Origin of the sequence: Streptomyces sp. NPDC052396, from assembly GCF_044593195.1 — a bacterium.
Lineage (GTDB): Bacteria > Actinomycetota > Actinomycetes > Streptomycetales > Streptomycetaceae > Streptomyces.
In genome coordinates, this window is the sequence record NZ_JBIUAW010000005.1 from 163472 (window position 1) to 177331 (window position 13860).

A 13860-nucleotide genomic window follows, 5' to 3' on the forward strand; every position below is an offset into this window, starting at 1 on the left:
AAAGCCAAGCAGGCCGACCATCCGCACCCGCCACGGCACTGCAACTCTGCGCACACTGTCGCTGAACTACAAAATGATCTACACCCCGCCTCTACCGGCCGCCCCCTGGTAGCGGGCGCCGGTTCTGAGCGCCACGCCATGCCGTCAAACAACCACAACCTCACGCGAGAGACCCCGCCCGCACATCGCGGTGGGGCGAGGTTTCTCCGGTCTCGGGCCACTACGGAGAATCGGTGTCCCGTACGAGGTGGTCCGGAGTGTCCAGCCACGGCCATTCGCCGTCCTGGTACACGGTCAGTCCGAAGCGGTGGAACCCCGGTCGTCCCTGATCGACCCACCAACGGTGTGCCGCTTCGGCCTCATTCCAGAGGCGCCGGGGGCCGGACTGGTAGACCTTGGCCTGCTCCTGGTCGTCCCGGAAGACGGCCACCGCCCAGGACTTGTCGGAGAGCCCGTAGAACCACACAGCCCTCTTGCCGTCCCGCTTGCGGTCGGCAGTCTGAGCCACGTCCGGCACTCGAAGGCCCAGCGCGAACGGGACGACATCGAACCCGCCTGCCCCACCGCACAGCTCTTCCTCGGTCAAGGAGGTGTACGAGATGTCGGCGGCATCCATGGCGCCCGCCGGCACGTACTCGTCGTGCCGGGGCCACACGGACCGCTGCGACCGCATTCGCATGAACGCCACGGGTCGTGTGAACGGCCCCGACGCGCTGTGGCGGTCCTCGTCGACCACCAGCCGAGCCGTGGCTTCGCCGGGCCCGTAGTACGTGCCCCAAGGGACCAGGATCACCGCTCCGGGGGCGGACTGCTCCACCCATGCAAACGGCACCTTCCGCAGTCCGCACGTGGCGATGATGCGGTCATAGGGGGCCCGCTTCGCGTACCCGAGAAAGCCGTCACCGTGCACCACCTCGACGGGGAGGCCGAAGCGGTCCAGGGACTTCTGTGCCTGGGCGGCAACCGTGCCGTCCACCTCCACGGTGACCACGTTCGCGGCCCCGAGACGGTGAGCGAGGAGTGCGGCGTTCCACCCCGTGCCGCTGCCGATCTCCAACACCCGCTGGCCGGACTGCACGCCGAGATCGGCCAGCATGGAGAAGACCAGACTCGTCATGGACGACGAGGAGCTGAACGACTTCCCCGGCTCGGGGCCGTCGTGCCGACCGTCGTCCCACTGGGTGACGATCGGGTCGTTGGAGTCGGCGTACTCCTGCCACCTCTCGGGGTCCTGTCGTTTGTCCACCGCCACGTTGCGGCCGGTGGCCATGGAGTGCGGCCACATGAGATCGGGCAGGAAGGCGGCTCGGGGTACGGCGTCGAAGGCCGGCGCCCAGTCGGGTGTCATGGAACCGTCTTCGAGGAGGAGACGGCCCAGCTCCTCACGGCTGGGCCGTCCCGCCTGCTCAGGAGAGCGAGTCACTTCTTGTGCGTCCCGTCGCCGGGAGGCGTGGAGCCGTCCGGGTGGGGCTCGTCGGTCGGCTGCCAGGGCTGGCCGGGGTGGCCGTCGCCCTCGCCCTGGTCCTGGCCGTGTCCGCCGCCCTGGGCGAACTGGGTGCTCCATCGGATGGTCACTGCATCTCCTCCTTAAGAGAGGCTGAGCCTTCATCGTGGTGTCAGGCGTGCTCCTGCGGAACACGGCCTCTACCGGGTGACTCGAACGTGGGACCTCCCCACGCGGTGTTGCGCTTGCTGACCCGACCGGCTGCCGACCGTCACGCAGACAGCCGGTCGGGGGCTCGATGGGCCCGCCCCGGCCACAGGTTGGAGAGCAGCCCACCCGCCTTGCGACGGGGCTTCCTGTGGCTGTTGTGGCCGGGGCGGGAGTTTGCGGCTGGGCACCAAGGGCGTGTCTCCCGGGATACGGGCACGTTCACGGGCCAGACGGTCAGGATGTACCGGCCGGTGTGGTCGGCCGTGGTGAGGCTGAACGGGTCCCCAGCTCGCAGCGCCTCGTAGGCCACCTGACGGGCTTCGTCGCTCTCGGCCCACTGCCGTAACGCCGTGGGGGCGTCACCGAGGGCGTTTAGGGTCGCGCACTCCACTTCCCGTAATGCGCCGCGCCACGGGGTCTCGGGGTCGGGGTCGAGTCCGTCAGCAACGCGTATGGCTTGCTGTCGAACCCATCGGATCGCCCGTCCGAGATGGGGCGTCGCCAGGGTGCCGAGGACGCTGCGCACGTTCGTGTCCGTCCCGTATACCGGGCCTTCTGCGGCCACCTCGGCCCAGTAGGCACGGGTCGTTGTGAGCCGGGTGGTCATAGGAACTCCCCGGGGCGCATCATCCACGGCCGGCACATGACCTGTTCGTAACTGGTGTGCTCAGGCTGGTCCTTGAGGTGCCCGAACGTCCAGCCGCGGGCGTCCTCGAAGGCGGCGTACTCCTGGGACTCGGCGCCGCACGGCTTGCCGTCGTCGTCCTCGCCCAAGCAGCGGAACTTGTGCTTGGTGGGCGGTGCGTCGGGCTCAAGGTCGGGGCTGATCGTCCAGTTGCGGTAGGCGAACCGCGAGCGGGTCACTTCGTCGCTCCCGTGCTCTGCGAAGTAGGCGGCAAGCTCGGCGGTGAACTTGGCCACGGTTTCCGGGTGGATGGAGCCTGGCGGCTGGGGAAAACTGGCCTCTTGCTCGGTGGCGGCTTTCGGACGGCGTGGCTTGGGGGTGAGCCACCATGTGAGCTGAGGGAACCGCTTGCGTAGGCGGACTTCGATGGCGCCGAGGGTGAGGGCCAGGCGCAGCGTGAGCCGGGGCCGGTTCATGTGGCGGCTCCGTGCTGAGCATGCTGGTGGCGACGGAGCAAGACGGCCATGTCGGATGCCTTGCTGTAGTCACCGACCTTCCGGGCGTCCGCCCCCTCTTCGGCGAGGCGGGCGCACTGGCTGCACTGCTGCATTTTCCTGGGAGTCGTCACGGCAGCCTCCGCCTGCGTGCGTTGAGCTTCGCCGCCTCGGCTCGCATGTGTTCGTAAGTGCCTGCTGGCTCGATGCTCTCGGGCTCGGCCTGCCACTCCCCGCCGTTCCCCGGCGCGCGGAGAGTCCATCGCCCGGCCGTCGCGCCCCGGAATTCGCCAACGCGGTCCGTGGTGGTGTCGTGCAGCAGTTCGCCGATCTTGGGCAGGTTCTCGCGCGCCGTCGCGTTCACACCGCATCACCGCCGGGCGGCTGGTTCAGCAGCTCGTCCCACGCGATGGGCGCACCGAATTCCGCCAGCGCGACGGCGAGCGCAAGATCATCAAGCGGCGATATGACACCGGCCGTGGTGTCGTACAGTTCCCGGCGGCGCTGCCGCTCGGCCTCGCTGCGCTTGTTGGTCATCGTGACCCCGCGTTTCATAGCGTGCTCGGGACTCGATGACCGTAGGACTGCCGGGAAATGGCAGCCACGCACGGAGCGTGGGAGTTCGTAGCTCTGTGGAAGGGGGCTCCCACGCTCCGTGGGACCTACTCGACAACGCCCAGGTAGCTCTTCATCTCGCGCATGTCCTGGGTGAGGGTGCGCTTGCGCGACTTCAGGATGTCCGCCATCACACGGCGGGCCATGGGCTGATGCTTGATCCACTCGCCTCGCTCGGACCTGATGCACATCAGTTCGTCGGTGGCGTCCTGGTGTGCGCCGAGGATGGTGTGGGCGCGGGCCACGTCCAGCCGGTGCCGTGCCCAGTTGGCGCCCTGCGGCTTTCCAAGCTTCTTCAGTGCCCCCGAGGACAACACGCCTTCATCGGCTCGTGCGAGGACGGCGCGGGCGTCACTGGGGCTACTGCCGCTGACCAGGCAGTCCTCGACGGCCTTAATGGCTGCGGTGACCGGCCCAAAACCTCCCCATGTCGCGGGGAAAGCCTGGTCCTCCCGGTCCATGCCGGCGGCGGCTCGGGCGACCATCCGGCGAGCGGCCTTGGTGTCGTCGGGCCGGTTGTCCCGGATCGAAGCGGCTGCGGCGCGCATCCATAGTTCGCCCCATAGGCCGACCCGGGAACTGTCGGCGTCGGTCATCCGGGGCTCTACCAACTCGGCTGTGGTGGCTGCGAGGTGGTAGCACTCGGCGAAGCGGTCTTGCCGCAGCAACAGCCAGCACATGCCAACAACTCCCGTCGCCGCGAGCTGGCGCTTTTCTGCTTCGCGCGCGAGCCGGATTCCCTCGGCGAGGGCATGATAGGCCATGTCGTACTGGCGGACCTGGGTTAGGTACTTGCCTGCCACCAACAGGGTCAGCGAGTGAGTAATGGTTGCCTGGTGCCGCTCGTCGCCCTCGGCTGCACTGACTGCTGCGTCCGTCTTCCTCAGCAGAGCGGGAAGCTTCTTCGCCACCGAGTCGAACTCGTCTGCCCGGTACAGCGCATGCGTGTCCATGATTTCTCGCCGCATGTCCGCCAACTGCTCGGCACCGACCGGGCTTTGGACGAGGGCGCCATCAATGCCCATCGGCGGCATCAGCGCCGTCCGGAGCGGTACGAGGCTCTGCCGGGTTGCCTCGTCGCCGACTACCGGCGCCGGGGACCCTGCTGCGAACAGCTCGGACGTTGGCACCCCAAGGCCGCGAGCGATGGCATGGAGCGTTTCCGTGAGGACGTGACCGCCCTGCTCCACCTTCTGAACGGTCTTGACCGACAGCCCCGAAGCGTCGGCCAAGCCCTCCTGGCTCATACCCGCCGCACGCCTGAACTTCTTGACGTTCCAACGGACTTCAGCCGTCTCGGATGTCATGCGACTACCTCCCGCTCTCACGGTACGCCTCGGAGCCGCAGGCGCACGTTGCCCAAGGTGTACCCCTACCAGCTGGCATGAGTGCACGGCTTCCCGAAGCCTGACGACTGGCCGGTTGGCCGTGCTGGTGGCTATGGGGTTTGGACCTCAGCCAACGAAAGTCAGCTACGACGCGCCCGCGCTGTGACGATCACCCGCCACGTGTGTCTCCAGCAACCACCCACCGGCATCAGCCACGCTATCCGTTCCCGTCACGGCGGTTGCCCCGGCCGGCCGTTGCGCTGGGTGGCTGCCTTGGCCTCGTTGCTGGCGCTTGTGGCCGTGTCCGGCGGTGGCCTGGTTGTTGGTGTGGCGTGTCCCGCCCGGCGCCCCATGGGCAGTGGTCGGGGACGGTGATCGGTCTGTCAGCCCTGAGCGTCTGTGTTGGCTTCCCGGCCGCGTTGGCGCTCGGGGTTGTCGGCTGCTTGGCGGGGGAACCGCGGAATTGGTCGGGGCTGGCTGCTGGCCGCGTGCGCATGGTCGTGGTGCCTGCGCGGCCGCCTCCGCCTGCGCCTGCCTTGGGGTGCTGCTGCGGGCTGGTGGGGTTGCTTCGCGGGCCTGGTCGTCGCGGTTGCTGGTATGCGCGCTGAGTGGACGGGGGCCGCCGTGAGCGGGGCGGTAGACAGGAGCGGCGGCGGCCACGGGCCGCCAGCGCGCGGCGGCACGCGTGAGCGGGCCGCCCTTGATCCAGTAAAGAAACTCGTAACAGCTCGTCTGCCGCTCCGCGTTGGCCGTGTCCGGCGGATCATTCCTGCGCTGGCTCCTCGCCCGTTGCGCTCGCGCTCCGGCTCGCCCCGCTCCGCACCGACTTTCGCACGTTGCGTGCAACTAGGCGCCGGTTTGCCATGGTTCGTCCGCTCGGTCGTTGAAAAATATCCACAGGGTCCTTATTGGAACCTACTTCCATGAAGCAAATTCCACCTTCCGACGTTGTCCGCCGTTTTCAGGTAGGACTGTTTACGGGGCCTCAAATCCCAAGCATTGCAAGGGGTGTATGGAATGCCCTCTATTTCGCGCTGCCTGCATTCGGGGGTCCGCTCGCGACTCGGAGAGTTGTCCACAGGAGTGTTTGCCGTGCGCCCTCGGGCGGTTTCGACGCCATGTCGGCACTCTGGATTTCGCCTTGGGTGTTGTGATGTGCCTCACGAAGTGTCACACCGCCGAGATCACCGGCACCTGTAGCAATTGCCCGGTGCGGTTCAGGGGTGCGGGGGTGTCCGCTTTCGCTGACCTGCTTCCGGTCGTGCCGGAGAGTCCCGGCGTTCCTGACGGAGTGGAGGGCAAGTGACGGACGTCACATTCGCGGGGGGTCACACGAGCCTGATCAACGAGACCTCTATGGGTGAGGCACAGAGATGGGCTGCGGAACATAGCCGACGATCGCCGGTTACCCAAACCGGCGTTTCTCCGGAGCCTTGTGGGTGTGCCGTTGATGAGCGAGAGGAGGTGGCGCGGGCCGTGGGCGGGGTGTGCCGTCTATCAGGAAAGTCCAGCCGGGCCAAACCGGCGAATGCGTGGATTGTGGGCGTCGGCCGTGGGGCGTGTGTCCCGGCTGATCGGGTGAAGGGAGCGGCTGTGATGGCTGCGCGTGGTCTGCGCTCGTGCCTGTTGGGGCCCCGGCGGACGGCGGAACATAGCACGGCTTTGGCGGTTGGCCAAAAGCACGTTTCTCCGGACTCTGGGTGCACCCGGAGCGAAGGAGTGAGGTGCGTGGCAAGCGGTCTGATGGCCAGTCGAGTGCGGAGAACGGCCGTGATGACGGTGCGGGTCCTGGGCTGTGCTGCCGGGATCGGCCGGCGGGGCTGCTGCGGGCGGGGAACGGGGGCGTCCGCGTGGCCGTGGTGCTTGCCCATCTGCTTGCCCTCGCGGGCAGGGCGGGGGTTACCCGGTGTGGGGCAAGCCTTTGGGCAAACCCTGGCCGGTGGGATGGAGCGCGAGGACACGGCACGGAAGTAAGGCGGGGAACAGGAAATGACCGAGCACGAAACGGCAAGCGAGGCAAGCAAGTTGATGGCCGGTAGCAGTGATGTGGCCGAGGTATATGCGGTGGTGCGCGACCTGGCGGCGATGGCCGGTCGCCTGGCTGGGGAAGTGCAGGCGATACGTCAGGATGTCGCCGTGCTCAGGCAGTGCCGTCCTGCTGGTGGCGCTGAGCTTTCAGCTCATCGACTTCCCGCCTGATCTCCTGAATTTCCGCGCTGATAGTGCGGAAGTCGTCGCGGAGGGAACGCAGCGCTTCGAGGAGGGGGGCGACCTGGACGGTTTCCGGGCCCCCTTCGGTCTCGCTGGCCTGACCGGATGCGGTGTGTACTGGCGAGGCGTGCTCTACAGCGTCGGCGACGTAGCTGCCGCGCCCCTGGACGGTGTAGATCAGGCCCTCGTCCCGTAGGACGCGCAGCGCGCTGCGGGCGGTCATGTTCGCGATGTTGAAGCGTTCTTGCAGCTCGCGGTGTGAGGGGAGCTGCTGCCCCGGCTTGAGCCTGCCGGTTTGGATCTCGCGGCGGATGGCGTCGGCGGCCTGCTGGTACGGCGGCCGGTGGTCGTGCTTGGGGGTTGGCATGCCTTCAGGGTAGCCCGCGTTAGCCCACCTATCACAGGTCCCCCGCACCGCCGCACATGGCTAGCCAACGCATCGCGAGAGATCCCACTTGACTTAGCTAGCCTGGGCTAGGTACTACTTGTGTCACGCCGCACCGAGCGGCACCGAACGAAAGGAAGTTCCCTCATGGCGCGTTTCCGCGTTGGCTCCACCGACTCCACCCGGCACATGGTCGGCACGGGGCCGGTGCCGAAGTACACCGACCAGGAGAAGACGACCCTGGCCACCGACCGCGAGACCGGACAGACCCTGTACACACTGACGGTCTTCCTGATGGAGGAGGAGCGGGCGGAGGCTCTGAAGATCACCGTTCCGAAGGACGGCCTGCCCAACGGCCTCATGCCGGGCATGCAGGTGCGGCCGGTGGACCTGTTCGCCACCCCGTGGGCGAACATCTTCAACGGCCAGCTTCAGCAGGGCGTCGCCTACCGCGCGGCCGCGCTGGAACTGGTCACCGCCCCGCCGGTGGCAGTCGAGTCCGGCGACTTGGCCGCATGAGACCCACCCCTGCTTCCCGCACCGCCCGCGCGACCAAGCTCCGTGCTGTTGCGGCGGTGTGGGAACGCGAGGGCCTCGACCCGTCGGAGGCGCTACGCCGCGCAGAGGTCTGCCTGATCATCACCGGACCCGAGGTCTCCTGGAGCGCTCGCGCCGCAGCGATCCGGGCGCGAAGGACGGATGCCCGGTGAGTGAGACCGAAGAGCGTTTGTGTCTGGCGCCCTCGCTGTGCCACTGCTGCCGGGCCTACCCACTGGATCACTCCGGCCCGGATGAGCGGTTCTCGGAGTCTTTGATCCATTCCGTCATTGGCGTTCTCGTCGGCCACGGCTACCCCCGTGTGGAGAACGTCTACGACTGGGCGGAACTGGAAGCGGCCCTTGTGCACTTCCTCTACCGCCCCGACAAGAAAGACCACACCACGTGACACCGAATGAAGTGATGGGCTACGCCCCGGCTGCGGCCGGGGCCGCCCTGGCCCTGATAGCCCTGTGGGCGGTGCTTTGGGTCGTCCGCTACATCCGCGCCGATGCGGACACCCGCGTCAGTATCCGGCAGGCCGTGCGGGTCCGCCGGGGCTGGAAGCGACTCGCGCAGATGGCGGGGCTGTCGGTCACCGACAAGATGCCCACCGCCCTTGCCTCGCTGGCCAACACCGACGGCAAGTCCCCCAAGCCGCGCGTCCTGACCCCTGTGTTGAAGGTGAAGCCGGACCGGTACGGGATCGTCGCGCGGGCGAACTGCCTGCCGAAGGTCAGCCTGGCGGAGTTCCAGAACGCCGCCCCCTACCTGGCGGACGCCTGGGGCTGTGAGCGGGTCTCCGTCACCCCGGACGGTCCGGGCAAGGTCATCATCCGTGGCGTGCGCACGGACCCCCTGCGCCACAAGACGCAGCACGTCCCCACGGGAGAGGCGCCGGTCGATGTGCCGACCTGGCATGTCGGGGTGGACGAGTACGCCCAGCCGGTGACCGTGGACCTGTCGAACGTCCCCGGAATCACGGTGGCCGGCCTTCCCGGCTACGGGAAAACCTCGGTGATCAACCGCCTGGTTTGTGACTGGGCGCCCTCACCCGCGATTCAGTTCGTCACGGTGGACGGCAAGGTGTCCACCGCCCGTGAGGGCGACTACGCCCATCTGTCCAAGCGCATGTTCGCCTTCGCCGGTGACGACCTGGCGGAAGCCAACGCGATCTTCAAGCGGCTGGTGAACCTGCGCAGCGCGCGGTCCACCTCGATTGAGTCCGTACTCGGCGTGACCAACTTCTGGGACGTCGGCCCCACCGAGGAATACCCGCTCGTCGTCGCCATCATCGACGAGGCACACACCTACTTCGCCGATCACAAGGGACCGGACAAGAAGACCAAGGAACTCGCGGCGCTGGCGGCGGAGAACGCCCGCCTGGTGGGTGACCTGGTGAAGAAGGGCCGCTCAGTTGGCATCGTCGTGATCCTGGCCACGCAGAAGGCCACCGGTGACGCCCTGCCCACGGCCATCCGGGACGTATGCCCGGTGGGCCTGTCCTTCGCCCAGAAGACCGCAGAAGCCGCCGTTGCCGCCCTCGGCGACGACATCCGCAACTGGCCTGACGCCAACCCCACCGACCTCCAGAACCCGGCCTACGTCGGTGTTGCCGCCATGAAGCACAACGAACGCCCCGGCTTCCTGCGCGTACGCACCCCCTATGTGTCCGCCGCTGACGCCCGCCGGATCGCCGAGGAAACCGCCCACTTGACCCGGGACCCTGCCGACCTGCTCATGTGCCAGCTCCCCGGCGGAGACGTGCGCCGCGCCCTGCTCATCAAGCCCGACCCCGCCGACGACATCCCCGAAGCGGCCTGACCTCAACGCCCGGAAAACACCAGTCACTTGGAGGGAGGTGAACACTTCATGAGTGAGGACCGGATCACTCAGCGGACCGTGACCGTGGTCATGGGCGTGATCGCCGCGCTCGCGTTCGTCTTCTCCTTCGGCAACGTCTGGGCCCTGGCCCTGCGTCTGGGCGTTCCCGCTCCGATCGCCCCGCTGATAGCCCCCATGGTCGATCTGTCGGTAGTCGGGCTCCTGGTCGCCCTGCGCTACCTCTCCCTGCGCGGCGTCCGGCCGGAACACATGAAGGCGGCCACCCGGCTCATGCACGTCTCCGGCCTGCTGACCCTGGCCCTCAACATCGCCGAACCGATCACCGCCCACCACTACGGCCGCGCCGCCGTAGACGCCGTGGCGCCCCTGCTCCTGCTCGGATGGGGCGCGGTCGGCCCCCAGCTCCTTCGGGCCTTTCACACCGTCACCACCCCCGACACGGCACCCGCCCCGGCCGATGACCTGGCCCCGGCCCTGGCCGACGAGCCCGAACCGGCCCCGTCGCCGACCGCCGAACCGGCCTCGGCTGCGGCCGTGGTCGCCTCGATCCCGAGACAGGACCCGGCTCCCTTCGTTCCGGTCGCCGTACCGGCGCCCACCGTGGCCCCGGTTGAACCGGCCCCGGCTCCGGTGGCTCCCCGACCGGCCGTACCCGATTCCGCGGTTGCCTCCGCGCCTGCGGTCAAGGTCCCTGAGCCCCTGCTCAACGAGGCCCGAGCCATCGCGGACGCCCATCGCGCTGAACACGGCGAGCCCATCACCGTCGCCCAGCTCAAGCGGCGACTCGGCGTCGGCCTTCCCATGGCCACCGCCCTCCACACGGCCCTCACGGCCTGACCCCCGCCGGCCTTTTCCGGCGCCTCCCCTCACCACTGCCCGCGCCTGGGCTCGGTCCGCCATGCCTCCGGGCAGCACCACCCCCTCCTTGGGTGCTGCCCGGAGCCCCACCCCCTTCGAGCGGAAAGGATCACCCCTCTCATGACGCGCCCCCTGAACCTGCGCCACGTGATCAGCCCCGCTCTGCGGGACCTGGTTGAACTGGCCAACCTCCACGACTTCGACCGCGTGGTCGAGCAGATCCGCAACGTGCGCGGCTGCTCCCGCCCGGTCAACCTCACCGGCCACACCGCCACCCTCGACGCCGCCACGAACACCGTGCTGCGCGCCTACACCACCGCCGACGAACCCACCGGCCGCCTGCTGACCACCTGCGGCAACCGCCGCTCCTCGCGCTGTCCGGCCTGCTCCCGCGTCTACGCCGCTGACACCTATCACCTGATCAAGGCCGGACTCTCCGGCGGCAAGAACGTCGCCGAGACCGTCCGCACCCACCCGCGCGCCTTCGTCACCCTCACCGCCCCCTCTTTCGGCCCCGTCCACAACCGCCCCACCACCGACGCGGGCAAGGTCCTCAAATGCCGCTGCGGCACCCAACACCCTGATGGCGATACGGAGTTGGGGACGCCACTGGACCCGAAGACCTACGACTACACCGGCGCCGTGCTGTGGAACGCCCACGCCGGGGACCTGTGGCGGCGCTTCACCATCTACCTCCGCCGCACGCTGGCCGCGCGCTTCGGCATGACACAGAAGGCCCTGAACGCCGCCCTGCGCGTCTCCTTCGCCAAGGTCGCCGAGTACCAAAGGCGCGGCCTGGTCCACTTCCACGCCGTCATCCGCTTCGACGGCCCTGACGGCCACACCACCCCTCCCCCCACCTGGGCCACCCTCGACGCCCTCACCCACGCAGCGAAGGAAGCCGCCCAGCGCGCCCGGGTCACCGTGGAATCCGACGCCATCGGCGAACGCGAACTCACCTGGGGCGACCGCATCGACGTACGGGAGATCACCGCCCTCGGAGACGGTGAACTCACCGACCGGGCCGTTGCCGGATACGTCGCCAAGTACGCCACCAAGAGCGCCGAAGGCACCGGCACCGTGGACCGATCCTTGATCTGCCGACCCTGCGGCGGACGCGGATACGTCCGTGGACCGGACGGCTACCGCGACCTGTGCGCCGACTGCGAAGGCACCGGGCAAGCGGAACTTATTGCAGATCTCAAGGTAGCCCGGCACGTACGCCAGATGATCCGCACCGCCTGGGACCTCGGCCACCTGCCGGAGTTCGCTGACCTCAAGCTCTGGAAGTGGGCCCACATGCTCGGCTTCCGAGGCCACTTCTCCACCAAATCCCGCCGCTACTCCACCACCCTCGGCGCCCTCCGCGGCATACGCCGCACCTGGCGCATCGAACAGGCCCGCGCCCATGCCGGCACCCCGGCTCCCGAGGAAAACACCACCCTCATCTTCGCCCACTGGACCTACCTCGCATCTGGCTACCGCCCCGGCGAAGAACTCATCGCCGCCCAAGTACGCCACGAGATCGCCGAAGCCGAACGCACCAAAACCGAAGGGGAGCCCTGGCAGTGAGCCGCACCCGACCCGACACCCTCACCCTGCCCGAGGTGCTGGCCGAGATACGGATGTCCCGCGCCGCCTTCTACCGCATGCGGGCACGCGGCAAGGCTCCCAAGTGCCTCAAGCTCCCCAACGGACAGATCCGGGTACGCCGTTCCGATCTCGACGCGTGGTTCGACGGCTGCGAGGTCCCCACGTGCTGACCTATGACGTCCAGATATGGGGCATCCGTAAGCGAGCCAATCGCCCCAAGCCGTACATGCTCCGCTGGCGCGTGGGGGCACAGGCGCACTCGAAGAGCTATGCGCTCAAGGCCCAAGCGGACGGCCGACGAGCTGAGTTGCTGGCTGCCCTGCGTAATCGCGAGCAGTTCGACACCACAACCGGCTTGCCGAGTTCAGAACTTCACGAACTCAAGTCCCCCACTTGGTACGAGCACGCTCGTGCCTACGTCGCCATGAAGTGGCCGACTGCATCGGCAAAGCACCGAGCGAGCATCGCCGATGCTTTGGCCACCGTCACGCCCGCCCTGGTGACCGACATGCGTGGTGCCCCAAAGCCCCGTGTTCTCCGGACAGCCTTGTACGCCTGGGCCTTCCGTCTCTGCCTCGATGCCGAGGGCCAGTGGCAGCCGCGCACCCAGGTGGAAGCGGTTCCGGAACACATCGGTGCCGCACTGGACTGGATCGCCCGGAAGTCCACCAAGGTGACCGACCTCAACACACCCTCGGTGGTCCGCTCGGCCCTGCAAGCGCTGTCGTTGAAGATCGACGGCAAAGCCGCCGCCGCGAATACCGTCAACCGGAAAGTGCCCGTATTCAGCAACGCTCTCCGGTACGCGGTCGAGCGCGAACTGTTGGTGAAGGTGCCCCTGGACAAGGTGGATTGGAAGGCCCCGGAAGTGGATGACGAGATCGATTTCCGGTACGTCCCTGGCGCGGGCCTGGCGAAGCGGCTCGTCCTCGGGGTCGCCAAGCAGGGCAACCGGGGCCGCCACCTGAAAGCGTTCTTCGGCTGCCTCTACTACGCCGCCGCGCGCCCGGCCGAGGCAACCGCCCTGGCACTGCCTGATTGCAAGCTCCCCGAAAGCGGCTGGGGAGAACTCGTCCTCGCTAGGAGTACCCCCCGGGTTGGCTCGGCGTGGACCGACACCGGCGAGTCCTTCGACTCGCGGGGCCTGAAACGCCGGGCCCGGAACGCCACTCGCTCCGTGCCCATCCCGCCCGTCCTGGTCAGCATGCTCCGCGAGCACATCGAAGAGTTCGGCGTCGCTGAGGACGGCCGACTGTTCCGTGCCGCCCAGGGCGGACACCTGCTGTCGAAGGAGTACGGAGACGTCTGGAGGGCTGCCCGCCTCGCCGTGGTAACGGAGGCTGAAGCGGCAACGCCTCTCGCCGAGAAGCCCTATTCCCTTCGGCACGCAGGCGTCTCCCTGTGGCTGATGTCCGGCGTCGCCCCCGCCGAGGTCGCCCGCCGCGCGGGCCACAGCATCGCAGTCCTGTTCCGCTTCTACGCCAAGGTGATCCACGGCCTCCAACAACAAGCGAACGAGAAGATCGAGCGGGCCCTGATGGAAGACCGCGAAGACCGGACCGACTAGCGTCGTCCCGGCAAGTCATGACACGGGTGTGGTCCGTAGCCAGCGCTACGGACCACACCCTTATTGCTGCCCATCAGCGGATTGCCCCTGGTCAGGCTCCGAATCCTGGTCCACGCCTGGTCCACACGCGCTGATCAACAGCGGGAAA

Annotated in this window: 14 protein-coding genes; 7 read left to right on the plus strand and 7 right to left on the minus strand. The window is 68.0% G+C overall.

Going from position 1 to position 13860, the window contains the following annotated elements:
* Positions 1–220 precede the first annotated feature (220 nt).
* The 7 genes from ACIHFE_RS14650 to ACIHFE_RS14680 form a co-directional block, all read right to left on the minus strand.
* Positions 221–1348 carry a methyltransferase domain-containing protein gene (locus tag ACIHFE_RS14650; protein ID WP_400106343.1) on the minus strand — a complete coding sequence of 376 codons (1128 nt, stop codon included), beginning with the start codon at positions 1346–1348 and terminating at the stop codon, positions 221–223.
* A gap of 71 nt (positions 1349–1419) precedes the next feature.
* Positions 1420–1575, minus strand: a complete 156-nt coding sequence (locus tag ACIHFE_RS14655) for a hypothetical protein (RefSeq protein ID WP_400106345.1) — start codon at positions 1573–1575, stop codon at positions 1420–1422.
* A gap of 682 nt (positions 1576–2257) precedes the next feature.
* The gene (locus ACIHFE_RS14660) at positions 2258–2755 is read right to left on the minus strand and encodes a hypothetical protein (protein WP_400106347.1); all 498 of its coding nucleotides are present in this window, start codon (positions 2753–2755) and stop codon (positions 2258–2260) included.
* A gap of 148 nt (positions 2756–2903) precedes the next feature.
* Positions 2904–3137 (minus strand): hypothetical protein, encoded by a 234-nt coding sequence (locus ACIHFE_RS14665; RefSeq protein WP_400106349.1) that lies wholly within the window; start codon positions 3135–3137, stop codon positions 2904–2906.
* Entirely contained in the window at positions 3134–3310 is a 177-nt protein-coding gene (locus tag ACIHFE_RS14670) for a hypothetical protein (protein WP_400106351.1), read from the minus strand. The genes ACIHFE_RS14665 and ACIHFE_RS14670 overlap by 4 nt, the downstream gene beginning before the upstream one ends.
* 125 nt (positions 3311–3435) lie before the next feature.
* Positions 3436–4695 (minus strand): helix-turn-helix domain-containing protein, encoded by a 1260-nt coding sequence (locus tag ACIHFE_RS14675; protein WP_400106353.1) that lies wholly within the window; start codon positions 4693–4695, stop codon positions 3436–3438.
* 2161 nt (positions 4696–6856) lie between these two features.
* Positions 6857–7294: a GntR family transcriptional regulator gene (locus ACIHFE_RS14680; RefSeq protein ID WP_400106354.1), complete on the minus strand. Its 438-nt coding sequence runs from the start codon at positions 7292–7294 to the stop codon at positions 6857–6859.
* 165 nt (positions 7295–7459) lie between these two features.
* On the opposite strand from ACIHFE_RS14680, the gene ACIHFE_RS14685 reads away from it, so the two are divergent.
* From ACIHFE_RS14685 to ACIHFE_RS14715, 7 genes are all read left to right on the plus strand, one after another.
* Complete coding sequence (locus ACIHFE_RS14685; protein ID WP_400106357.1) at positions 7460–7831, plus strand: hypothetical protein; 372 nt, start codon at positions 7460–7462, stop codon at positions 7829–7831.
* Between the two features lie 187 nt (positions 7832–8018).
* On the plus strand, positions 8019–8258 hold the full coding sequence (locus ACIHFE_RS14690) for a hypothetical protein (RefSeq protein WP_400106359.1): 240 nt from the start codon (positions 8019–8021) through the stop codon (positions 8256–8258).
* Complete coding sequence (locus tag ACIHFE_RS14695; protein WP_400106361.1) at positions 8255–9673, plus strand: cell division protein FtsK; 1419 nt, start codon at positions 8255–8257, stop codon at positions 9671–9673. The genes ACIHFE_RS14690 and ACIHFE_RS14695 overlap by 4 nt, the downstream gene beginning before the upstream one ends.
* Before the next feature lie 48 nt (positions 9674–9721).
* On the plus strand, positions 9722–10531 hold the full coding sequence (locus tag ACIHFE_RS14700) for a DUF2637 domain-containing protein (protein WP_400106362.1): 810 nt from the start codon (positions 9722–9724) through the stop codon (positions 10529–10531).
* Positions 10532–10672: 141 nt separating this feature from the next.
* A complete protein-coding gene (locus tag ACIHFE_RS14705; RefSeq protein ID WP_400106364.1) occupies positions 10673–12124 on the plus strand; it encodes a replication initiator in 1452 nt (483 codons plus the stop codon).
* Entirely contained in the window at positions 12121–12315 is a 195-nt protein-coding gene (locus ACIHFE_RS14710) for a helix-turn-helix transcriptional regulator (RefSeq protein WP_400106366.1), read from the plus strand. The genes ACIHFE_RS14705 and ACIHFE_RS14710 overlap by 4 nt, the downstream gene beginning before the upstream one ends.
* Positions 12309–13712, plus strand: coding sequence for a site-specific integrase (locus tag ACIHFE_RS14715; RefSeq protein WP_400106368.1), 1404 nt, complete (start codon positions 12309–12311; stop codon positions 13710–13712). Before ACIHFE_RS14710 ends, ACIHFE_RS14715 begins: the two co-directional genes overlap by 7 nt.
* Positions 13713–13860: the final 148 nt, after the last annotated feature.

Bases quoted from the DNA above. Each gene is read 5' to 3' on its own strand.
- ACIHFE_RS14650 (WP_400106343.1), bottom strand. From the start codon at position 1,348: ATGACACCCGACTGGGCGCCGGCCTTCGACGCCGTACCCCGAGCCGCC.
- ACIHFE_RS14660 (WP_400106347.1), bottom strand. From the start codon at position 2,755: ATGAACCGGCCCCGGCTCACGCTGCGCCTGGCCCTCACCCTCGGCGCC.
- ACIHFE_RS14670 (WP_400106351.1), bottom strand. From the start codon at position 3,310: ATGACCAACAAGCGCAGCGAGGCCGAGCGGCAGCGCCGCCGGGAACTG.
- ACIHFE_RS14675 (WP_400106353.1), bottom strand. From the start codon at position 4,695: ATGACATCCGAGACGGCTGAAGTCCGTTGGAACGTCAAGAAGTTCAGG.
- ACIHFE_RS14680 (WP_400106354.1), bottom strand. From the start codon at position 7,294: ATGCCAACCCCCAAGCACGACCACCGGCCGCCGTACCAGCAGGCCGCC.
- ACIHFE_RS14685 (WP_400106357.1), top strand. From the start codon at position 7,460: ATGGCGCGTTTCCGCGTTGGCTCCACCGACTCCACCCGGCACATGGTC.
- ACIHFE_RS14700 (WP_400106362.1), top strand. From the start codon at position 9,722: ATGAGTGAGGACCGGATCACTCAGCGGACCGTGACCGTGGTCATGGGC.
- ACIHFE_RS14705 (WP_400106364.1), top strand. From the start codon at position 10,673: ATGACGCGCCCCCTGAACCTGCGCCACGTGATCAGCCCCGCTCTGCGG.